At 72.5% G+C, this 20,958-nt stretch carries 22 protein-coding genes and 1 tRNA gene; 2 read left to right on the forward strand and 21 right to left on the reverse strand.

Annotated features, from left to right (window positions below; all coding sequences use genetic code 11):
- Positions 1-36 precede the first annotated feature (36 nt).
- The 6 genes from HMPREF3159_RS00425 to HMPREF3159_RS00450 form a co-directional block, all read right to left on the reverse strand.
- The gene (locus HMPREF3159_RS00425; RefSeq protein WP_010551524.1) at positions 37-621 is read right to left on the reverse strand and encodes a MerR family transcriptional regulator; all 585 of its coding nucleotides are present in this window, start codon (positions 619-621) and stop codon (positions 37-39) included.
- 143 nt (positions 622-764) lie between these two features.
- Positions 765-1,409, reverse strand: a complete 645-nt coding sequence (locus HMPREF3159_RS00430; protein WP_246821381.1) for a transcriptional regulator FtsR — start codon at positions 1,407-1,409, stop codon at positions 765-767.
- A gap of 52 nt (positions 1,410-1,461) precedes the next feature.
- A complete protein-coding gene (locus tag HMPREF3159_RS00435) occupies positions 1,462-1,905 on the reverse strand; it encodes an FHA domain-containing protein (protein WP_070499070.1) in 444 nt (147 codons plus the stop codon).
- Between the two features lie 125 nt (positions 1,906-2,030).
- Positions 2,031-2,783 (reverse strand): DUF881 domain-containing protein, encoded by a 753-nt coding sequence (locus HMPREF3159_RS00440; protein WP_070499052.1) that lies wholly within the window; start codon positions 2,781-2,783, stop codon positions 2,031-2,033.
- On the reverse strand, positions 2,780-3,112 hold the full coding sequence (locus tag HMPREF3159_RS00445; protein ID WP_010551520.1) for a small basic family protein: 333 nt from the start codon (positions 3,110-3,112) through the stop codon (positions 2,780-2,782). Before HMPREF3159_RS00445 ends, HMPREF3159_RS00440 begins: the two co-directional genes overlap by 4 nt.
- Positions 3,109-4,068: a DUF881 domain-containing protein gene (locus HMPREF3159_RS00450; RefSeq protein ID WP_083305721.1), complete on the reverse strand. Its 960-nt coding sequence runs from the start codon at positions 4,066-4,068 to the stop codon at positions 3,109-3,111. Before HMPREF3159_RS00450 ends, HMPREF3159_RS00445 begins: the two co-directional genes overlap by 4 nt.
- A 181-nt stretch (positions 4,069-4,249) precedes the next feature.
- Here HMPREF3159_RS00450 and HMPREF3159_RS00455 point away from each other — a divergent pair.
- Positions 4,250-4,323: transfer RNA gene (locus HMPREF3159_RS00455), tRNA-Pro, on the forward strand.
- A gap of 75 nt (positions 4,324-4,398) precedes the next feature.
- Here HMPREF3159_RS00455 and HMPREF3159_RS00460 read toward each other — a convergent pair.
- Complete coding sequence (locus HMPREF3159_RS00460) at positions 4,399-4,926, reverse strand: EamA family transporter (protein WP_070499054.1); 528 nt, start codon at positions 4,924-4,926, stop codon at positions 4,399-4,401.
- A gap of 111 nt (positions 4,927-5,037) precedes the next feature.
- Here HMPREF3159_RS00460 and HMPREF3159_RS00465 point away from each other — a divergent pair, with 111 nt between their 5' ends.
- Complete coding sequence (locus HMPREF3159_RS00465) at positions 5,038-5,913, forward strand: formyltetrahydrofolate deformylase (RefSeq protein WP_070499071.1); 876 nt, start codon at positions 5,038-5,040, stop codon at positions 5,911-5,913.
- Positions 5,914-6,028: 115 nt separating this feature from the next.
- Here HMPREF3159_RS00465 and HMPREF3159_RS00470 read toward each other — a convergent pair whose 3' ends face one another.
- The 14 genes from HMPREF3159_RS00470 to HMPREF3159_RS00535 all read right to left on the reverse strand — a co-directional run.
- Positions 6,029-7,435 carry an NAD-dependent succinate-semialdehyde dehydrogenase gene (locus HMPREF3159_RS00470; protein ID WP_070499055.1) on the reverse strand — a complete coding sequence of 469 codons (1,407 nt, stop codon included), beginning with the start codon at positions 7,433-7,435 and terminating at the stop codon, positions 6,029-6,031.
- A gap of 13 nt (positions 7,436-7,448) precedes the next feature.
- On the reverse strand, positions 7,449-8,654 hold the full coding sequence (gene doeA / locus HMPREF3159_RS00475) for an ectoine hydrolase (RefSeq protein WP_070499056.1): 1,206 nt from the start codon (positions 8,652-8,654) through the stop codon (positions 7,449-7,451).
- On the reverse strand, positions 8,654-9,913 hold the full coding sequence (locus HMPREF3159_RS00480; RefSeq protein ID WP_070499057.1) for an aspartate aminotransferase family protein: 1,260 nt from the start codon (positions 9,911-9,913) through the stop codon (positions 8,654-8,656). The genes doeA and HMPREF3159_RS00480 overlap by 1 nt, the downstream gene beginning before the upstream one ends.
- Before the next feature lie 137 nt (positions 9,914-10,050).
- Entirely contained in the window at positions 10,051-10,989 is a 939-nt protein-coding gene (locus HMPREF3159_RS00485; RefSeq protein WP_070499058.1) for an SDR family oxidoreductase, read from the reverse strand.
- A gap of 106 nt (positions 10,990-11,095) precedes the next feature.
- Entirely contained in the window at positions 11,096-11,995 is a 900-nt protein-coding gene (locus HMPREF3159_RS00490) for a carbohydrate ABC transporter permease (protein WP_070499059.1), read from the reverse strand.
- Positions 11,992-12,942, reverse strand: a complete 951-nt coding sequence (locus tag HMPREF3159_RS00495) for a carbohydrate ABC transporter permease (RefSeq protein ID WP_070499060.1) — start codon at positions 12,940-12,942, stop codon at positions 11,992-11,994. Before HMPREF3159_RS00495 ends, HMPREF3159_RS00490 begins: the two co-directional genes overlap by 4 nt.
- A complete protein-coding gene (locus HMPREF3159_RS00500; RefSeq protein ID WP_070499072.1) occupies positions 12,939-14,333 on the reverse strand; it encodes an extracellular solute-binding protein in 1,395 nt (464 codons plus the stop codon). Before HMPREF3159_RS00500 ends, HMPREF3159_RS00495 begins: the two co-directional genes overlap by 4 nt.
- Before the next feature lie 136 nt (positions 14,334-14,469).
- Complete coding sequence (locus HMPREF3159_RS00505; protein WP_010551509.1) at positions 14,470-15,081, reverse strand: hypothetical protein; 612 nt, start codon at positions 15,079-15,081, stop codon at positions 14,470-14,472.
- Positions 15,078-15,494: an NUDIX domain-containing protein gene (locus HMPREF3159_RS00510; protein ID WP_082358564.1), complete on the reverse strand. Its 417-nt coding sequence runs from the start codon at positions 15,492-15,494 to the stop codon at positions 15,078-15,080. Before HMPREF3159_RS00510 ends, HMPREF3159_RS00505 begins: the two co-directional genes overlap by 4 nt.
- Before the next feature lie 136 nt (positions 15,495-15,630).
- Entirely contained in the window at positions 15,631-15,909 is a 279-nt protein-coding gene (locus HMPREF3159_RS00515) for a PLDc N-terminal domain-containing protein (RefSeq protein ID WP_070499062.1), read from the reverse strand.
- 25 nt (positions 15,910-15,934) lie between these two features.
- Positions 15,935-16,594, reverse strand: coding sequence for a TM2 domain-containing protein (locus HMPREF3159_RS00520; protein WP_070499063.1), 660 nt, complete (start codon positions 16,592-16,594; stop codon positions 15,935-15,937).
- 145 nt (positions 16,595-16,739) lie between these two features.
- Positions 16,740-18,959, reverse strand: coding sequence for a bifunctional cytidylate kinase/GTPase Der (gene der, locus HMPREF3159_RS00525; RefSeq protein WP_070499064.1), 2,220 nt, complete (start codon positions 18,957-18,959; stop codon positions 16,740-16,742).
- Between the two features lie 20 nt (positions 18,960-18,979).
- Complete coding sequence (locus HMPREF3159_RS00530; RefSeq protein WP_070499065.1) at positions 18,980-20,089, reverse strand: prephenate dehydrogenase; 1,110 nt, start codon at positions 20,087-20,089, stop codon at positions 18,980-18,982.
- Positions 20,086-20,958 (reverse strand): pseudouridine synthase (locus HMPREF3159_RS00535; protein WP_246821385.1); only part of this gene is annotated, 873 nt, incomplete at its 5' end. The genes HMPREF3159_RS00530 and HMPREF3159_RS00535, both read right to left, overlap by 4 nt.

Raw genomic sequence — 20,958 nt, forward strand, 5'->3', positions numbered from 1 at the left:
CCCCGCCGTTCTCGTCGGTGGTGGTGCGGGCGGCGCTCAGCCGGCCTGGCGGGAGCGGCGGCGCGCCGCGAGCTCGTCCTGGAGGGCGAGCGCCGCGTCGTCGGCCGGGTCGACGCCGGGCAGCACGGCGAGGTCGTTCTCGACCTCGCGCCACACGCGGCCGACGGCGATGCCGAACACGCCCTGGCCGCCCTGGACCAGGTCGAAGACGTCCTCGGCGGAGGTGCACTCGTAGACGGAGGCGCCGTCGCTCATCAGGGTGATGCCGGCGAGGTCGTCGATGCCGCGCTCACGAAGAGCTGCGACTGCGATGCGGATCTGCTGGAGGGACACGCCCGTGTCGAGCAGGCGCTTGACCACCTTGAGCACGAGGATGTCGCGAAAGCCGTAGAGGCGCTGGCTGCCGGAGCCGTGGGCCGCGCGCACGCCGGGCTCGACCAGGCCGGTGCGGGCCCAGTAGTCCAGCTGGCGATAGGTGATGCCGGCGGCCTTGCACGCGGCGGGGCCGCGATAGCCGAGCTCGCCAGGGGTGTCCACCACGTCGTCGAAGAGCACGCCCTGGGCGGGCTCCGCGGGGACGGTGGACTGCTCAGTGCGATCATCGCCTCGGGTGGCGTTCACGTCTACCTCCGGGTTCCGGCTCTCAGAGGGGGAAGGATGAGAGCGCCCGCCCAGAGTAGCGCGAAGTTCCCCCTCTCCGGTACCAACGCGCCGCGCGAAGGTCACGGAGAGGTGACGGGTGAGGTGCCAGGAGCCCGGTGCGCTCAGACCTCCCGCAGCTTCGTGCGCAGCATCGCGCCGTGCAGGGTGATCATCGACTCGCCGAGGTCGCGGGCGAAGTCCTCCGCCTCGCCGCGCGCCGCGGCGTCCCCCGCCCGGGAGCGAGGCCGGACCACGGAGCGGATCATGTGCGCCTCCCGCTCGGCGGCGGTGCGCAGCATCACCAGGTGGCGCGGGTGCAGGCCCTCGTCGGCGAGGTCGCGGGCCGCGGTGACGATCTCGAGCTCGGTGGTGCCGTAGAAGAGCACGTCGTCCGTCAGGAAGCCGTACTGCTCCAGCTCGACGAGGAAGTCCTCCTCCACCCCCGCCTCGCGGGCGAGGCCGCGCCGGTCCAGCCGCACCGGCTGGAGGGTGGAGCTGGGGCCGGGCCGGGAGGCGATCGAGGTGACCTCGGAGTCGACGCCGTGCTCGAGCAGATGCTCCTTGATGACCTTCAGCGGCCAGAACCGGTCCCGCTGCGCGCGCAGCACGAACCGCAGTCGGTCCACGTCCTCGCGGCTGTACTTGCGATAGCCGGCGGGGGTGCGTGCGGGTGCGATGAGGCCCTCGGACTCCAGGTAGTGGAGCTTGGAATGGGCGAGGTCGGGGAACTCGTCCCGCAGCATCTCGAGCACCTGGCCGATGCTCATGCGTGCGGCGGCGGTGGAGCCCGGCCTGCGCGAGGCGGCGGCCGGCATCGGGTCAGACCGTCCCGGGGAACGGGTGGTACGTCAGGCGGTACTTGCCGATCTGCACGTCCTGGCCGACGTGGAGCCGCGCCTCGTCGACGCGGTCCTTGCCCACGTAGGTGCCGTTGAGCGAGCCGAGGTCGCGCACCAGGAAGCCGTCTCCGTCACGCACGAAAGCTGCATGCTTGCGCGAGACCGTGACGTCGTCGAGGAAGATCTCGCTCTTGGGGTGGCGCCCCGCGACCGTGGTCTCGGAGTCCAGCAGGAAGCGGGCGCCGAGGTTCGGGCCCTTCCGCACGATCAGCAGCGCACTGCGCGGGGGGAGGTTCTCGATCGCCCGACGATCCTGCGAGGACAGGCCGGGCTCGGCGTCCTCGAGGGGGTCGCTGGGCGAGATCGCGCTCAGCTTCGACGTGTGGTCGAGATTGGCGTCGTTCCACTCGGTGTTCCCTGACACCTCACACCCCTTCCTGTCCTGCTGCGACCCTGCGTCGTGGCGGTGCAGGCCGCCGCTGGTCCATTCTCGCACGTCCATGGCGCCCACCGGGGGTTCCTTCCCTCCAGCACGTCAGGATTTGACGATCACTTGACCACCCGGGAGTGCTCGGGGGCGCTGAGGTCCACGGTCGCCTCGATCCGGACCTCGTCCTCGGCGGCCGCGGAGAGCGTCCCGCCGTCGCCCGAGACCGAGTCGGCCGCGCCGCCGGGGATCCGCAGCGCGGGCTCCATCACGGCGGGATCGCCGATCGCCTTCAGCTTGTAGGGCGCACGGATCGGCCGGCCGTCCACGAGCAGCCCCCCGTCGGGCGCGGTGGTGATCGAGGTGGAGGCGACCACGCGCACGTCGCCTATCTGCACCACCTCGGCGCCGGCGTTGCGCAGCTCCTGCAGCACGCCCAGCAGGGTCGAGGCGCGCACGCCCTGCCCCGGGTCCGCGATCGAGACGACGATCCCGCGTCCCTGGGCGGGGGCGGTGCCGGCCAGGATCTCGAGGTCGGCGAGCCGCTGCTCGGCAGCGTCCTGCGCGGCGATGTCGCCCTCGCGCCCCGAGCGGAGGGTCTCCAGGGTGCGCTCGAGCTCGGCATTCTCGAGCTCGAGGTCCGAGGCGTGGCGGCCGGACTCGTCCAGCAGGCGCACCAGCTCCTGCTGCGTCGCCCCCTCGAGGGATTCGTCGTTGCGGCCCATCTGCGCGGCGATCGACACGCCGAGCAGCAGGCACAGCAGTCCCACGATCACCTGGGTGACGGTGGCCTGCGGCCGGAGGGTGTCCTTCAGCCTGTGCCACACGATCCGCTGCTGGTCCCGGCTGGTCGGGGTGCGGGTGCCGTCGCTCATGACCGGAACAGGAGCCGCCGGATGGCGGCCGCGTTGGAGAAGATCCGGATGCCGAGCACGACGATCACGGCGGTGGAGAGCTGGGAGCCGACCCCGAGCTGGTCCCCCAGGAACACCAGGAACGCGGCGATCAGCACGTTGAACAGGAACGAGGTGATGAACACGTGGGCGTCGAAGGCGCCGTCGAGGCTCGCACGCAGACCGCCCGCGAGGGTGTCCAGCGCCGCCACCACGGCGATCGGGAGATAGGGCTGCAGGCCGGCGGGGACGTCGGGCTGGACGACGACGCCCAGCACGATGCCCACCACCAGGCCGAGGATGGCGATCACGGGGTGTCCTCCTGGTCCTCGCCGCTCTCGGCGGCGCTGTCGGGGGTCGGGTCGCGGACGTCCGCGGGCGCGGACCCGGCGGGGTTCTCGAGCACGGAGGCCTCGCGCAGGGTGCCCTGGGCGCGGGCGGGGGTGGAGAGCTCCTCCCCCGTCGTCCAGGTCAGGCCGATGCCGTAGCGGGTCGAGATCTCGGAGAGGTACTCGCCCGTCTCCGCCTCCTCGACCCCGGCGCGCAGCTGCTCGGGATCGCCGAGCGCGGTGATCTCGTAGGGCGGGGAGAGCGGGCGGAAGTCGACGAGCACCGCCGAGCCGGCGGTGCGGATCGCGGTGGTCTCGGTGACGCGCTGGCCGTTGACGGAGATCGCCTCGGCACCGGCGGCCCAGAGGCCGTTCACGGCGATCTGCAGGTCGCCGTCGGTCACCCGGTTCACGGTGCCCGGGCCCGCGCCGGGGCGGGAGGGCAGCGGGGCGGAGTCGTCGAGGGTCAGCTGCACGCCCGGGCCGGTCAGCGACACGCCGTAGCCCGCGCGCTCGTACTCGCCGATCCGCTCCGCGGAGCTGCCGTCGGCGGTGTCGAGGACCTCTTCCTGCGCCTCGAGGATCTGCTGCTCGAGGAGTGTGCGGCGATCCTCGAGCAGGTCGGTCTCGGCGCGCACCTCGCGCACCTCCTCCTCGAGCAGGGCGCGGGGGCTGTCAGCGCCGGCGGCCTCCTGCCGCAGGTCGACCACGGAGACGGCGACCGCGAAGCCGAGCAGCACGGCCAGCAGCAGGGTGACGGCGCGCATGCGGCGGTTGTCGGGCGGCGTGGCCGACTCCAGCGGATGCTCGTCCTCCCGCAGCGGGTCGACCGAGTAGGGGTCCGCGGTCAGCGCGCGCAGGAGGGAGGTCGGCGAGTACGGGGTCTCGCCGTGGGGAGTCGCGCGCTCCTCCCCCCGTCGCATCCGTCGCTCAGCCATGCCTGGAGTGTAGGAGCTGGGCGAGACCGACGCGCCCGACGACCACCGCCCGGCGCGTCTATCCCATGGGTGCCGCAGATCCGCGCTACGCCACGGGTGCCGCAGGTCACGCCCCTCTCGATTCGCTCCAGCGCTCGGAGCGGGGTACTGTATTCCTCGGTCCTCCGGTGACGGAGGGTCTCGGGCTGTGGCGCAGCTTGGTAGCGCACTTGACTGGGGGTCAAGGGGTCGCAGGTTCAAATCCTGTCAGCCCGACCGAGAGAAGGCCGCCGACCAGTGGGAACACCGGTCGGCGGCCTTCATCATGTCCGGCCCTCGGGGCGCCGGGTGTCATGCGGTGGTCACGACGTCGGGCACCGCCGGGGGCTCGACCTCCCGTCGCGAGGGTGCGAGGGCGAGGACCAGCAGCGAGAGCCCGATCCCGGCGATCCCGAGCCAGCCGAGCAGCGGCAGCCTCTCCCCGACGACGATCACGGCCAGCACGGCGGCGACCGCCGGCTCGGCGAGGGTGAGGGTCGTCGCCGTGCTCGCGGAGATCCGGGTCAGGCCGAGGCCGAACAGCACGTAGCCGAGGAACATCGGCACGAGCGCCATGTAAGCGCCGACGGTGAACGCCTGCGGGGAGGCGAGCAGCGGGGCGCCGGTGAGCGCGAGCACGGGCAGGAGCGCCAGTCCACCGAGACCGAAGACCGAGCCCATCGCGGCGGCGCGGCCGATCCCGTGGCCCATCAGGCGGTGCGCGCTCCAGGAGTAGAGCGCGTAGGTCACTCCGGCGAGCAGCCCGAGTCCCACGCCCGCGAGCATGCCGGCCGTGTCGGCGGCGGCGTCGTGCATCGTCGCGGCGCGCAGCATTGCCATGCTCGCCCGTCCGGTCCTCGTCGATGCGCTGACCCGCCTATCCACCCGGTGCCGCTCGCCGTGGCGGACCCGTGCGCCGCACTCCCCGCAGCGCTCTCCTACACTCGGGCCATGACCTCAGCGCATCCCTCCCCCTCCTCTGCCCGCCGCTACGTGATGACCTTCGTGTGCGAGGACCGCCCCGGCATCGTGCACGCGATCACCGGAGCGATCGTCGAGGCCGGCGGCAACATCGTCGAGAGCCGCCAGTTCGAGAGCGGCGACTCCCACCGCTTCTACATGCGCGTAGAGATCCTCACCGACGCGTCCCTGGACGAGGTGCGCGCCGCGCTCGCCGCACCGATCGAGAGCTTCGGGATCGAGGCGGAGATCGACGAGGTGGGTCGCCCTGTGCGCACCCTCGTGCTCACCTCGAAGTCGACCCACTGCCTGAACGACCTGCTGTTCCAGACCTCGATCGGCAACCTCCCGATCGAGGTGCCGCTCGTGATCGCGAACCACGACACCCCGGCCCGGTACGCCGAGTTCCACGGCGTCCCCTTCGAGCACCGTCCCGTGACCTCCGCCGAGGAGAAGGCGGCCTTCGAGGACCGGGTGCGCGAGGCGGTCGTCGAGCACGACATCGAGCTCGTGGTCCTGGCCCGCTACATGCAGATCCTCTCCCCCGAGCTGAGCGCCGAGCTCTCCGGGCGCTGCATCAACATCCACCACTCCTTCCTGCCCGGGTTCAAGGGCGCGAACCCGTACCGCCAGGCCTACGCCCGCGGCGTGAAGCAGATCGGGGCGACCGCCCACTTCGTCACCGACGACCTCGACGAGGGCCCGATCATCGAGCAGGAGGTCATCCGCGTGGACCACACCCGCTCCCCGCAGGAGCTCATGGCGATCGGTCAGGACACCGAGGTGCGCACCCTGCGCGAGGCCGTGGGACTGTTCGCGCAGCGCCGGGTCCTGCTGGACGGCTCGCGCACCATCGTCTTCCGCTGAGCGGCGCGGCACGGATCTCCCGCCGCACCGCAGAGCACGACGGGATCCGCCGCACGTGACATCCTGAAGGGGCCGCACCGCGCGAGCGGTGCGGCCCCTTCGTCGTCCAGGTCCCTCAGCCCCGGGCCGGCCCCACCCAGACCTGCTGGGCGTTGACGAACTCCCGGATCCCGTGCGGGCCGAGCTCCCGCCCGTAGCCGGAGCGCTTGATGCCGCCGGAGGGCAGGCGCGGATCGGTCTTGACGATCCCGTTGACGCTCACCTGCCCCGCCTCGATCCGACGCGCCATCGCCTCGCCGCGGGAGGTCTCGGTCCAGATGCTCGCGCCGAGCCCGTACGGGGTGTCGTTGGCGAGGGAGAGGGCGTGCTCGGCGTCCTCGGCGACCATCACAGAGGCGACCGGGCCGAAGGTCTCCTCGGTGCAGGCGCTCATCCCGGCCTCGACCCCGGTCAGCAGCGTGACGGGATAAAAGAAGCCCTCCCCCGTCGGCATCTCGCCGCCCAGGACGAGCTCCGCCCCCGCCTCGACGGAGGTGGTGACCTGGCGGTGGAGGTTCTCCCGCAGCTCGGCGCGGGCGATCGGGCCCACCTGCGTGGTCTCCTCGCGCGGGTCGCCGACGACGAGCGCCGCGAGCTGCGCGGCGAGCAGCTCGACGAAGCGGTCGTGGACGGGCCGCTCGACGATGACCCGCTTCGCGGCGATGCAGGACTGGCCGGCGTTGATGATGCGGGAGAGCGCGGCGACCCGCGCGGCCTCCTCGAGGTCGGCATCCGCCAGGACGAGGCAAGGGTCCGAGCCGCCGAGCTCGAGCACGGCGGGCTTGATCTCGCTCGCCGCGATCGAGGCGACGACGGCGCCGGCCCGGTCCGAGCCGGTGAAGGACACCGCCTGGATGCGCGGGTCGCGGATCACCTGCTCGACGTCGGCGGTCGCGGCGTGGAGGGTCTGGAACACCCCCTCCGGGGCGCCGACGGCGCGGAACGCCTCCTCGACCGCGGCCGCGCAGCCGGGGACGTGGGGATCGTGCTTCATCACCGCCGTGTTCCCCGCCATGAGCGCGGGGGCGGCGAAGCGGAAGGCGAGCCAGAACGGGGCGTTCCACGGCAGCACCCCCAGCACGGTCCCCAGCGGCAGGTGCTGGACGTAGGAGGAGCTCGCATCGGAGGCGATGTGCTCGTCGGCGAGATAGTCGGCGCCGTGGGCGGCGTAGTGCTCGGCCGCCCATGCCGCCTTGGCCACCTCGCCGCGGGCCTCGCCGATCGGCTTGCCCATCTCCTCGGTCATCAGCGGCGCGAGCTCCTCGACGTGCCCGCGCAGGTGGGCGGCGACGGCCTCCAGCAGCGCGGCCCGCTCCTCGAAGGAGGTCTCGCGCCAGGCGAGGAAGGAGCTGCGGGCGCGGTCGAGGACGGCGTCGATCTGTGCGGGCGTGGCGGCGGGCACCTCGCGGACGACGGCGCCGGTCGAGGGGTCGACGGCGGTGAGCGCCCTCCGGGGCGAGGCCTGTGTGCTCTGCGTGGTCACGGTGCTGCTCCTCTCAGGGGCGGGGCGTGCCGGCCGCGGCCGGGAAGGATCGGGCGGAGCTCTCGTGGACGGTGAAGTCCTCCGTGAGCGTGAGGAAGGAGGCGCAGCCGTCGGCGGTGATCCGGACGGTGTCGGAGATCCCGACGGTCTTGTCCCCGTCGACGCCCCACATCCAGGGGATGAGGTGGAATGTCATCCCCTCCTCGAGCGGCCGCTCGTCGCCCTCGAGGAGGGAGAGGATGTACCCCTCGTCCCAGGAGGGCGGGAAGGCGATGCCGATCGAGTAGCCTGCGCGGGTGGCGAGGCTCGCGCCGACGTCGTTGCTCTCGATCATTCGTCGGGTCAGCCGGTCCACCTCGGAGACCGTCACCCCCGGCCTCATGAGCGAGCGCAGCTCGGCCAGGGTGTGCTTCATGAGGTCCTGCGCGGAGCGCATCGAGTCCGAGAGCGCGCCGTTGACGACGGTGCGCATCATCGCAGCGTGATAGCGGCGGTAGCAGCCGCCCACCTCGAGGAAGACGTGCTCCCCGGGGCGGATCATGCGCCCCTCCCAGGTGGAGTGGCCGATCATCGAGCGGGGGCCGGAGGCGACATAGGGCATCACCGCCGGGAACTCCCCGCCCGCGCGGAACATCGCCGAGGCGATCGCGGCAGCGACCTCGTTCTCGGTGGCGCCGGACATGGCGGTGTGCAGGCCGGCGGCCATGCCGGCCTCTCCCGCGTAGGCGGCCAGCTGCATCACCTCGATCTCCGCCGGGGACTTGCGGATCCGCCCCTCCTCGACGATGCCGAAGCAGTCCACGAGGCCCTCGCCGAAGGCGTCGTGGAAGCGGTCCTGCTGGTGGGCGGGGAAGTAGTAGCTGTTGCGCTCGTAGCCCACCCGGGAGTCCGCCAGGCGCAGGTCCCGCAGGGTGGAGACCAGCTCGAGGATCGCGTCGCCCGAGTCGGGATAGGCGCGGGAGTGCTCGAGCCAGGTGCGGGAGACGACGTTGGACTCCTCGAGCGCGCGCGTGATCATCACCGGCTCAGCCTCCAGCGGCACGATCAGGGCCTGGAAGAAGGAGTACCCGGTGGTCTGGTGGTCGGTGAGGTACATCAGATTCTCGGGGTCGCTGATGATCACCGCGTCCAGCTCCCGGGCCGCCATCCGCTCCCGCAGCTCCCGGACCCTCCGCCCGTATTCCTCCGGGGCGAAGGTCATGTCCTCGCGGCGGCGCATCACGCCTCCTCCAGCGCGGCGGCGATCGCCGCCTCGAGGATGTCCAGGCCCTCGGCGAGGTCGTCCGGCTCGATGATCAGCGGCGGGATCAGCTTGATCACCCGCCCGCCGCTGCCGCAGGGGCCGAACAGCAGGCCGCGGTCGAAGCACTCCCGCTGCAGGCGCGCGTTCAGGGCCCCGTCGCCGGTGTCCAGGGCCTGCATCATGCCGCGTCCGCGCACCTCCCAGCCGCGGTCCGGGTGGGCGTCGGCGATCGCCTGGAGGCGGGCGCGCATCTGCTCGCCCTTCTCGAGGACCCCCTCGAGGAACGCGTCGTCGGTGAAGAAGTCCAGCGCCACCTTCCCGGCGACGAAGGAGAGGCCCTGGCCGCGGAAGGTGCCGGTGTGGGCCCCGGGGCTCCAGTGCCGGTCCACCTCGGGCTTGTTGAGGTTCATCGCGATAGGGGTGCCGAATCCGCCGAGGCCCTTGGCCAGGGTGATGATGTCGGGGTCCAGGCCCATCCCGTCGAACGAGAAGTAGCTGCCGGTGCGGCCGATCCCCGCCTGGATGTCGTCGATGATGAAGAGCGCCCCGTGCTCGCGGGCGAGGTCCTGGACCTGGTGGAGCCAGTCGGGGCTCGCGACGTTGACCCCGCCCTCGGCCTGCACGACCTCGACGAGGAAGGCGGCCGGGGGCAGCAGCCCGCTGGAGGGGTCCTTCAGCGCCGCGGCGTACTCGGCCAGCGCCGTGACCCCGCCGGGCGCGGCCTCGAAGGGCAGGCGCAGGATGTTCTCCAGCGGCACCCCGGCCCAGCGGCGGAAGGCGTCGTTCGCGGTCGCGGCGAGGGAGCCCAGGGTCATGCCGTGGAAGCCGTGGCTGAAGGCGACGACCTCGCGCCGGCCGGTGGCGGCGCGGGCGAGCTTCATCGCGGCCTCCACGGCGTTCGAGCCCGTCGGCCCCATGAACTGCAGGCGGTGGTCCATGCCGCGGGGCGCGAGGACCACCTCGTGGAAGCGCTCGACGAAGTCGCGCTTGGTGGTGGTGTAGGTGTCGAGCGAGTGCGCGACCCCGTCGGCCTCGAGGAACTCGATCAGCGCCTTCTTCATCGCGGGATGGTTGTGGCCGAAGTTCAGCACCCCGGCCCCGGCGAAGAAGTCGATGTAGCTGCGGCCCTCCTCGTCCACCTGGCGCGCCCCGGAGGCGGAGGCGAAGACGGTCGGGTAGTTGCGGCAGTAGCCGCGGATCTCGGATTCGTGGTTCTCGAAGGCGGCGGTGTCCATGGGAGACCTCTTCCTGCTCAGGAGGCGGCCCGACCTCCCCGTCCGGGCCGAGAGCGAAGGCCGCCTCTCGGTCCGATGCGGCCCGGTGTGACGACCCTCACAGGCGGGGAGGCTCCCCGTCAAGCACGGCGCGCCGCTCAGAACACGGGGCGGCCCCCGGTGACGCCGAGCACGGTGCCGGAGACATAGCTCGCCTCCTCGGGGCTGGCCAGGAACACGTATGCCCCTGCGCACTCGGCGGGCTGCCCTGCACGGCCCAGGGGCGTGTTCGCCCCGAAGGCGACGTAATCGTCCGGGACGCGGGTCGCGACGTTCAGCGGGGTCCAGATCGGCCCGGGGGCGACGGCGTTGACGCGGATGCCGCGGGGGCCGAGATCCGCAGCGAGGTTGACGGTCAGGTTGTTGATCGCGGCCTTGGTCGCGGCGTAGTCCATGAGCGGCACGGACGGGTCGTAGCTCTGGATCGAGGAGGAGTTGATGACGCTGGCTCCGGGTCGGAGGTGCGGGGCCGCCTCCTGGGTGAGCCAGAACAGCACCTCGAGGTTCGTGGTGAGGGTGCGGTGCAGCCGTTCTGAGGCGATCCCCTCCAGGCCCTTCGGCTCGGCCCTGCCCCACTGGAAGGCCGCGTTGTTCACGAGCACGTCGAGACGGCCGAGCTCCTCGACAGTTCGACGAACGATAGAGCGCGCATGCTCCTCGTCGCGGAGATCGCCGGGCAGCAGCAGGGCACGGCGTCCGGCGTCCTCGATCCACCGCCGGGTCTCCTCCGCGTCCTCCTGCTCCTCGGGGAGGTAGGCGATCGCCACGTCGGCGCCCTCGCGGGCGTAGGCGATCGCGACGGCCCGGCCGATGCCCGAATCGCCCCCGGTGATCAGGGCGGCCATCCCCTCGAGTCGTGCGTGTCCGACGTAGCTGCGCTCGCCGTGATCGGGCACGGGGCTCATCGGTCCCGTCAGTCCGGGCGGCTCCTGGTCCTGCGGGGAGAAGGCCGGCTCGCCGCCGGAGGTCGAGAGCTGCTCGGCGCGCTCAGCCACTCGGGAGCGCACGCGGTCCTGGCGCGGGTCCTGATCGGTCACGGGGGCCTCCTGGGTCGGTGGGACGGATGCGGCACGTCCACGCTACCCACCACCGGCCCGGGCCGCCGAGGGCCCGAACGCCCGGTCGGTCCCGGACCGGGCCGGCTCAGCCCTTCACGCCGCCCGCGGCGGCGAAGCCCTGCCCGAGGTTCCGGCCCAGGAACAGGTACAGCACCACCACCGGCAGCGAGTAGAAGATCGAGAACGCGGCGAGCTGGCCGTAGGCGACCTGCCCGTACTGGGAGGAGAAGGTGTACAGCGTCACCGCGGCGGGGAGCTTGTCCGGGCTGAGCAGCAGCATGAAGGGGACGAAGAAGTTCCCCCACATGGAGACGAAGGTGAAGATCGTCGCCACCGACAGGCCCGAGCGCATCAGCGGCAACACCACCGACCACAGGGTGCGCAGCACCCCCGCCCCCTCGGTCCACGCGGACTCCTCGATCTCCAGCGGAACCCCGTCCATGAACCCCTTGGTGAGGAAGATGGCGTAGGGCAGGGAGCTCGCCCCGAGGAACAGGATCGCGCCGCCCATCGAGTCGATGAGGTTGACCTGCACGAACATCGAGTAGACCGGGATCATGATCGCGGTGATCGGCAGGCCGGTCGAGAAGATGATCGTCAGCAGCAGCGGGCGCTTGGCGCGGAAGCGGTAGCGGGAGAGCGGGTAGGCGCACAGCACCGCGGAGACCATGGTGAGGACCGTCGCGCCGCCGCACAGGATCAGCGAGTTCCCCAGCGGCCGGAAGGTCGTCTCCTCGTTCCAGATCGCCGTGTAGTTGTCCAGGCTCCACCGCTGCGGCCAGGCCACCGACAGCGAGGCCTCGGTGTCGAAGGAGGCCAGCACCACCCACAGCAGCGGCACCAGGAACGCGATGCCGATCGCGGCCATGACGAGGTTGCTGGCGAGCTTCGTGCCGGCGGCGCGGGAGCGCCCCTTCCGGGGTGCGGGACGAGCGGCCGACGCACCGCCCGCGGGGGCGGTCGTGGTCGTGGGAGCGGCGGTCATCGCTTGTCCTCCTCGGGCAGCAGGCGCAGGTAGGCGATCGAGGCGAGCGCCCCGATCAGCAGGAGCAGCAGGGCGACGGCGGTGCCGTAGCCGAGCTGTCCGTAGGAGAATGCCTGCTCGTACATGTACAGCGGCAGGGTCTGGCTCTGCCGGGCGGGGCCGCCGCCGGTCATGATGAAGATCAGTCCGAAGACCGACAGGGTCTGCAGGGTGGTCAGCATCAGGTTCGTCGCGATCGCGGGCCGCAGCAGCGGCACGGTCACCGAGACGAAGCGGCGCACGGGCCCGGCGCCGTCCAGCGCCGCGGACTCGTACACGTCCCCGGGGACGGAGCTCAGCGCCGCGGAGTAGACCAGCATCGAGAACGCCGCGCCGCGCCAGATGTTCGCGAAGGAGACCGCGATGATCGGGGCGCTGAACAGCAGCTCCTGCCCGGGCAGGCCGATCGAGGTGAGCAGGGTGTTCAGGCTGCCGGCGTCGGCGAAGAAGGTGTAGAGCAGGTATCCGGCGACCACCTCGGGAAGGATCCACGCGGCGATCACGATCGAGGTGACCGCGAAGGTGACCAGCCGGTGCGAGCGCTCCATCAGCAGGGCCAGGCCCATGCCGAGCAGGTTCTGTCCGAGCACTGCGGAGATCAGCGTGAAGACCAGGGTGAGGACGACCGAGTTCCAGAAGTCGCCGTCGGCGAAGGCGTCGGTGAAGTTCTGGACGCCGACGAAGCTCGTGTCGGAGGCGCCGTCGCCGCGGATCGCGCTGTCGGTGAAGGCGAGGTAGAGCGAGTACAGGATCGGGCCGAGCATGAAGCCGAGCAGCAGCAGCGCGGCCGGGAGCATCGGCACGGCGCGCATCGGCGAGAGTCCGTCCCCGAGCCGGGTGCGTCGGCCCCCGCGGCGCGGGGCGCCGGCCCCTGCGGCGGGGCGGGGGGTGGTGTCGGTCGCGGTCATCCCTGGGCCTCCTGCACGTTCTCGGGGCCGACGATGTCGCGCACCGTCGCGTCGTAGGCGGCGGCCGCCGCCTCGGGATCGCTCCCGGTGAGCACGGCCTCCATCGCCTCCTGGAGCGCGGAGGAGACCTCCGGATAGGCGGACAGCGCCGGCCGGTAGTAAGCGGTGTCCAGCAGGTTCGTGAAGTACTCGACCGCCGGGGAGTAGCTGAGGTACTCCTCGACCTCGGCGACGTCGTTGCGGACGGTGATGTGGTTGTCCGCGATCGCGTAGTCCACGAGGGTCTCGGTGGAGACCAGCGTCTCGAGGAAGCGGAAGGCCGTCTCGCGGTCGGTGACGTACTGCGGGATGGACAGGCCCCAGCCGCCGGCGAGGGTGACGGTGCCGGTGCCGCCGCCGTCCTGGGTGGGCATGTCCGCGAGCCCCACCACCTCGGGCCATTCGGGCCAGGGCCGGCCGGCGGTCTCGGTCCAGTTCTGCGAGATCCAGGAGCCGTCGATCAGCATGCCGAGCTTCGCGTCGGGCAGCAGAGAGGTGTAGATCTGCTCGGAGATGTTGGGGTCCAGCAGCTGGCCGAGGGAGGCGGTCAGCTCCTCGTCCACCACGGTCTTGAGGAAGGCGAGGGAGTCGATGAACCCCTGCGAGCCCAGCACCCACTTCTTCGTGTCCTCGTCGTACAGGCCGGTGCCGTCGCCCGTGCCGTACAGCAGCATCTCGAAGCCCTGCATCGAGGCCTTCTCGCCCTGCGGGGTGCCGGCGAACATGAAGAACGGGATCGCCTCGGAGCCCGAGTCCTTGATCGCGCGGGCCGCCTCGAGGATGTCCTCCCAGGAGGTGGGCTGCCAGTCGGTGGGCAGGCCCGCCTGCTCGAACACCTCGCGGTGGAACCAGATCGCACGGGTGTCGGTGGTGATCGGCACCCCGTAGACCTCCCCGTCCTCGCCGGTGACGGCGAGCTTGGACGCCTCGGCGATGTCGTCCCAGTGGTCCCAGCCCTCGACCAGGTCGGTCATGGGCTGGAGGTATCCGGCCCCGACGTCGGACAGGAGGATGAACGAGTCCTCGTAGACGAGGTCCGGGCTGGTCCTCGGGGAGCTCATCAGCAGCTCGTTCTTGGTGAAGTAGTCGTTCTCCGAGGCGACGATCGGCACCAGGTCGATCACCAGCTCCGGGTTCTGCGCGGAGAACGTCTCCGCGGCGCGCTCGATCCACTCCTGCTTGATCGTGTTGGAGCCGAACTGCTGGAAGGCGATGCGCAGGGTGCCCGCGTCACGCCCTCCTCCGGAGCAGCCGGCCAGCGAGGCCAGCGGCAGCAGGGCGGCGGCACCCGCGGTGAAGCGCAGGAAGGATCGGCGGTCGGTGCCTGTCCGTGGGGAAGGGGTCGGGGCCACGAAGACCTCCTCGTCGACGTCTCTCAGGCCCTGAGAGTAGCGGGTGAGACCCGTCACGCCGGGAAGACGGTGCGCCCCGGCGCGTCGCACGTCCTGCGTCGTCCCCTCCCCTGTCCCGTCCTCCCCGGCGGTGCCCTCAGCCGCGGGCGCGGCCGACGCCCTGCGCGCGCTCCGCGTCGGCGTAGCGCATCCCGGCCGGGACCTGTGCGAGCTCGAACCAGGACGCGGCGCGCGGGAGGAGGCGCACGTCCTGCCAGGGGATCTCGAAGTCGGGCGCCTGCCAGAGGGTCAGCGCGATCTCCGCGCGGCGTCCGGCGGCGACCAGCAGCAGCCGTCGCAGGCGGGAGAGCGGATGGGGGTCGGCGCGGGCCGCCTCGGGGATCGCGACCGCTCCGCCGAGGTCGAGCGGCCACACCGTCTCACCCCAGTGCAGCTCCGCCCGCTCGGGGGTACCGGCGATGACGGCCGGCGGGCGCAGGTCCGCGGCGGCGACCGGGACGGGCGCGAGGGGCTCGCCCCGCCGCAGCACCTCGTGCTGCACCCAGGCGCCGGGCAGCAGGAGCTTCTCGCCCACGTGGACGTCGACCAGCAGCGCCTCGGCGAAGGGGCGCAGCGCCTCGCTGAGCCGTCCCGCGCGGGCGAGGTCCCGGCGCGGTGCGGCGATCACCCGCACCACGGCGTGGTCTCCCGGCCGGTCGGTCAGCGGGATACGCACCCGCGTGCCGGGGAGGGGGTTTCCCGTGCTCATCGGCGGAACCTCGCCTCGGCCCGGTCCTCGAGGGCGAGGGCGAGCTGCTCGCGGAAGCGGTCGTTCATCGGCGGCAGGTCCTCGACGGGGCACCAGAGCGCCTCGGTGTTCTCCCCGTCGGCCGGGAAGGGCCGCTGGGAGTCGTCGGCCTCGCACAGGAAGCAGATGTCGAGGTACTGGGCGCGGTCCCCGTTGGGGTAGGTGATCTCCGGCAGGGCGCGCATGTCCAGCAGGCGCAGGGCGGTGCACGCGATGCCCGCCTCCTCGGCGACCTCGCGCTCGGCGGCGCGGGCGGGCTCCTCCCCCGGGTCGACGATCCCGGTGACCGGGGTCCAGCGGCCGTCGTCGGCGCGGCGCACCACGAGCAGGCGGGTGCGTGCGGGGTTCAGCACGACGGCCGTGACGCCCGGCATCCACAGCAGCTCGTTGCCGATCCTCTCGCGCAGCGAGAGGACGAAGTGCGGGGTGGCGATGATGCTCCTCCTGGAAGGGGTCGGCGGGGTGCGGCCGCGGCGCGGCGGACGACGGCGGCGGGGACGGTTCCCGGGTTCAGCCGGTGCTCGCGGCGATCCCGAAGATCCCCAGGATCGCGATGCCGAACACGAAGTAGGCGAGGATCCCGAGGATCACGAGCCCCACGATCACGCAGAAGACGATCCAGCCCACCTTGTTCATGGTGCGCGCGGAGCGGGGGTCGGACTCCATCTGCACCAGGGCGATGATCCCGAAGATCGTGGGGATCCACCCTCCGCACAGGAAGCCGAGCACGATCAGCAAGATCGCGCTGGTCTGGATCGAGCCGCGATCGGGAGCGGGCGAAAGCGTCATGGGCGTCCTTCCGGGAAGGGTGGGATCAGTCCCTCAGCGGGCGGCCATGGGCGTCCCGCTCGAAGGAGGGGGACTTGGCGAGGACCATGATGCCCTCGACGAGACCCCAGATGGTCGTGATCGGGGACAGCGTGAAGCAGCTGAGCACGGTGACCAGGACCTGCACCAGGCCGATGGCGGTGTACCCCATGAGGAAGCGGTGCACGCCGAAGGCGCCGAAGAAGATTCCCAGGACCCCGACGAGCACGCGGCTCTGCGCCTCGCCCTGCACGGGCGCCGCACCCGGCTGGGCGGCGTGGGCGGCGCCCTGCGCGCCGTCCTGAGGGAAGCCCTGGGCGCCCGCGGGGGCGTTATAGGGAGTGCCCGGTCCGTACGGGGAGGCCTGGCCGTAGGGCGAGGTGTCGCCGGAGCCGCCCGGCTGGCCGTACGGATCCTGCTGGCCGTAGGCCTCCTGTGCGGCGGCCTGTCCGAACGAGTCCTGCGCCGCGGGGGCGGCGAAGGGGTCCTGCGCGCCCTGTCCCGGCGCGGGCTGCTCCGCCGGGGGCTGCGCCCACGGATCCTGGCCGCCGCTCGGCGCGGCGTAGGGGTCCTGGCCTGCGCCGGGCGCCTGCTGCCCGGAGGGGTCCTGCGGGGCGAAGGGGTCGTGCTGCGGGGTCCAGGAGCCGTCGTCACCGGTGTTGCTCATGGGCGCCACGATACGTGCCGCCGGCGGTGTCCTGCATCTCGGCGCGCTTAGCCCCGGAGCACTCGGCGCAGGCCCCTTCGACGACAGCGCCCCGTCCCCGCCGCAGCGGGAACGGGGCGTCGACGGCGCCGCTCGACGGGGCCGCTCAGCGGCGGCGCTTCTCGCGGATCCGCACCCCGATGACGATCGGGGAGCCGGTGAACTCGAAGTCCTCCCGCAGCCGTCGCTCGATGAAGCGGCGGTAGCCGTGCTCGAGGAAGCCGCTGGCGAAGACCACGAACCGCGGCGGACGGGTGCGGGCCTGCGTCGCGAAGAGGATCCGGGACTGCTTCCCTCCGCGCAGCGGATGGGGGTGCGCGGCGACGAGCTGGCCCAGGAAGGCGTTGAGCCGGCCCGTCGGAATGCGACGATCCCAGGACTCGAGCGCCTTCTCGAGCGCCGGCACGAGCTTCTCGGAGTGGCGGCCGGTGGCTGCGGAGATGTTCACGCGAGGTGCCCAGGCGACGTGGCCGAGGTCCCGCTCGATCTCCCGCTCCAGCGCCTTGTGCCGCTCCTCGTCCAGCAGGTCCCACTTGTTGAAGGCGAGCACGAGGGCGCGCCCGGACTCCAGGACCATGTCGATGATCTTGAGGTCCTGGGTGGAGATCGGCTCGTTGGCCTCCAGCAGCACGACGGCGACCTCGGCGCGGTCCAGCGCCGCATGCGTGCGCAGCGAGGCGTAGTAGTCCGCGCCCTGGGACTGCGCGATGCGGCGACGGATCCCCGCGGTGTCCACGAAGGTCCACTCCTTGCCGCCGAGGACGATCTTCTCGTCCACGGGGTCGCGGGTGGTGCCGGCGAGGTCGTCGACGACGACGCGCTGCTCCTTCGCGAGCCGGTTCAGCAGCGAGGACTTCCCGACGTTGGGGCGGCCGACGAGGGCCACGCGCCGCGGGCCGTGGTCGACCGGCGCTCCCCGGCCCTCCTCCGGCATGGCGGCGACGACCGCGTCCAGCAGGTCGCCGGAGCCACGGCCGTGCAGGGCGGAGACCGGGTAGGGCTCGCCGAGGCCGAGGTTCCACAGCGCCGCGGCCTCGAGCTCGCCGCGCTGGTCGTCGACCTTGTTGGCGACCAGCACCAGCGGCACCCGCGCCTTGCGCAGCACCTTCAGCAGCTGCTCGTCGGTGGTGGTGATGCCGACGTTCGCATCGACGACGAACATGACCACGTCCGCGAGGGAGACGGCGACCTCGGCCTGCTCCGCGACGCGATAGGCGATGCCCTGGACCCTGTCCTCCCAGCCGCCGGTGTCCACGAGCCAGAAGTCCTTGCCGGACCACTCCGCCTCGTAGAAGACGCGGTCGCGGGTCACGCCGGGACGGTCCTCGACGACGGCCTCGCGGCGGCCGAGGATGCGGTTGACAAGTGTGGACTTGCCGACGTTGGGGCGGCCGACCACGGCGACGACGGGCAGGTTCCGCCGCGCCTCGGGCTGCAGCTGCGCCTCCTCGCCGCCGCCGAGCAGGGCGAGATCCTCCTCGTCGAGCTCGTAGTCGGACAGGCCCGCGCGCAGCGCCGCCTCGATGTCCTCGTCGCTCGGGCCGTCGGCCCCTGCCTCGACCACGACGGGCGCGGCGGGGGCGGGTTCGGCCGGGCCGTGCTCGGCGGTCTCGTCGGCGGCCTCCGCAGCCGCGACCAGCATCAGCACCTTCTCGACGACGTCCTCGACGCCGAGGCCGGTGGTGTCGATCTGCTCGACGCCCTCGGCGGCGGTGAGGAACTCGGAGACGGAGGAGTCGTCGCGGTCGCGGCGCAGCACCTGGTCAGCCATGCGCTCGCGCGTCTCCTCGGTGTCCTCGAGGCCGAGCTCCGCGGCGCGGCGGCGCATCCGCTCCTCGTCCGAGGCGGTCAGCAGCACCCGCACCCGGGCGTCGGGGGCGACGACGGTGGTGGTGTCACGGCCCTCGGCGACGCAGAAGCCGCGCTCGGCGGCGGTGGAGAAGAGCACCTCGCGCTGGCGGCGCTGGAGGATCGGGCGCACCAGGGTGTTGGTCGCGACGGCCGAGACCTGCTGGGAGATGCGCTGCTCGCGGATCGCGGCGGTGATGTCGGTGCCGGCGACGACCACGGTGGCCCCGGCCGGGTCGGTGCCGAGGTCGAGGTCGATCTCCTCGGCGACGCGGGCGACGGCCTCGCGGTCGGCGAGGTCGACGCCGTCCTCGAGGCAGGCCCAGGCGATCGCCCGGTACATCGCGCCGGTGTCGAGGAAGCCTCCGTCCAGCGCCTCGGCGACGAGGCGGGAGACGGTCGACTTCCCGGAGCCGGCCGGACCGTCGATCGCGATGGTGATGCCCTCGGCGGGGTCGTGCGGCGCGCTGGTGTGCATTCCAGAAGGATACGGGGCGCTCAGGCCCCTGCGACCCTCCAGCCGCGCACCGCGAGCTCCCGCGTGAGCAGGTCCTCACGGGCGGCGTCGATCGCGACGTGGGCGAGGCCGACCTCGCGTCCCAGCTCGTGCTCGAGGCGGAGGTCCTCGAGGTTCACGCCGATCTGCCCGATCTCGGTGAGCAGGCGCGCGAGCTCGCCGGGCCTGTCCGGCACCAGCACCACGAGGGTCGTGAAGGCGTCGGTCGCCCCGCCGTGCTTGCCCGGGATGCGGCGCACGCCGCGATTGCCCTCGGCGATCAGGTCGGCCAGGGCGCGTCGGGACCCGGTGCCGGGGCCGGGGTCCCCCTCGAGGGTCGCGAGCGCCCCGCGCACCGCCTCCAGGCGGTCGGCGACGGAGGAGAGCACCTCGCCGACGGCGCCGGCGTTCGCGCCGAGGATCTCGACCCAGAGCCGCGGATCGGAGTCCGCGATCCGGGTCGTGTCCCGCAGCCCCTGCCCGGCCAGGCCCAGCGCCTGCTCGGAGGGCTCCAGCAGGGTCGTGGCCAGCAGGCTCGAGATCACCTGCGGCACATGGGAGACGTGCGCGACGGCGGTGTCGTGCGCCGCGGCGTCCAGCACGATCGGCACGGAGCCGATCTCCGTCGCCAGGCCCTTCATCACGCTGACCGCGTCGGGGAGCGTCTCCTCGTGGGGGACGACGACGAAGGGCCGGCCCTGGAACAGGTCGGCGCGGGCGGCGATCACGCCGGAGACCTCGCGCCCCGCCATCGGGTGGGCGCCGACGTAGCGCGGCAGGTCCTCGGGCCGGGCGAGGCGGCGCAGGCCCTCGAGCACGGTGGTCTTCACGCTCGCGACATCGGCGACCAGCGCGTCCGGCCAGCGGCGCAGCGCCCCGTCGATGAGGGACGCGGCGACGTCGGGCGGTGCGGCGACGAGCACGAGCTCCGGGTGGCGGTCCCCGGCGGCGGGCAGCTCCCCCACGCCGAGCTCGACCGCGAGGGCGGCGGTGCCCGGGGAGACATCCTCGACCTGGACCTGCACCCCGGCGCGGCGCAGCGCCATGCCGAGGGAGCCGCCGATCAGCCCGGTGCCGATGATCCGCACGGGCGAGGGGACGAGGGTCCTCACAGCCCGACCTCCGCCATCAGGGTGCCGAGCTCGCGATCGGTGAGCTCGCGCGTCTCGCCCGGGGCGAGCTCGCCGAGCAGCACGGGGCCGATCCGCGTGCGGACCAGCGCGGTGAGCTCGAAGCCCTGGGAGGCGAACATGCGGCGCACGATCCGGTTGCGCCCCTCGTGCAGGGTCACCTCGACCACGGCCTCGCGGCCGTCCTGGGCGAGCACCCGGGCGCGGTCGGCGCGGGCCGGGCCGTCCTCGAGCTCGACGCCCTCCCGCAGCGCCTTCACGAGCCCGCGCGGCGGGCCGCCCGGCGCGTCGAAGCGGCAGACGTAGGTCTTGTCGACCTCGAAGCTGGGGTGGGTCAGGCGGTGGGCGAGCTCGCCGTCGTTGGTCAGGAGCAGCAGCCCCTCGGTCTCGTAGTCCAGACGGCCCACGTGGTAGAGACGCTGGGAGTAGGCGGCGGTGAACTCGGTGAGGTCGCGGCGGCCCTCCGGGTCGCTCATCGCGGAGACGACGCGGCGGGGCTTGTTCAGCACGACGGTCAGCTTCGCGTCGTCGAGCTGGAGCCGGCGCCCGTCGACGTGGACCACCTGGGTCGCGGGGTCGATGCGCACGCCCTGCTCGTGCACGACGGCGCCGTCCACGCGGACCCGTCCGGAGGAGATCAGCGCCTCGCAGGCGCGGCGGGAGCCGAAGCCGGCGCGGGCGAGGACCTTCTGCAGCCGCTCGCCGTCCTCGCGGTGGACCTCGGCCTCCTCGCCGTCCGCCGCGGGCAGGCGCGTGCCCTCGTCATCGCGCAGTCGGACCTGCTTGGGCGGGGTGAAGGCGCTGCGCCGGCGGGCCGACTTGCCCGCGCCGCCGCGTCCCGCTCCCCCGCC

Source organism: Brachybacterium sp. HMSC06H03 (assembly GCF_001807385.1).
Lineage (GTDB): Bacteria > Actinomycetota > Actinomycetes > Actinomycetales > Dermabacteraceae > Brachybacterium > Brachybacterium conglomeratum.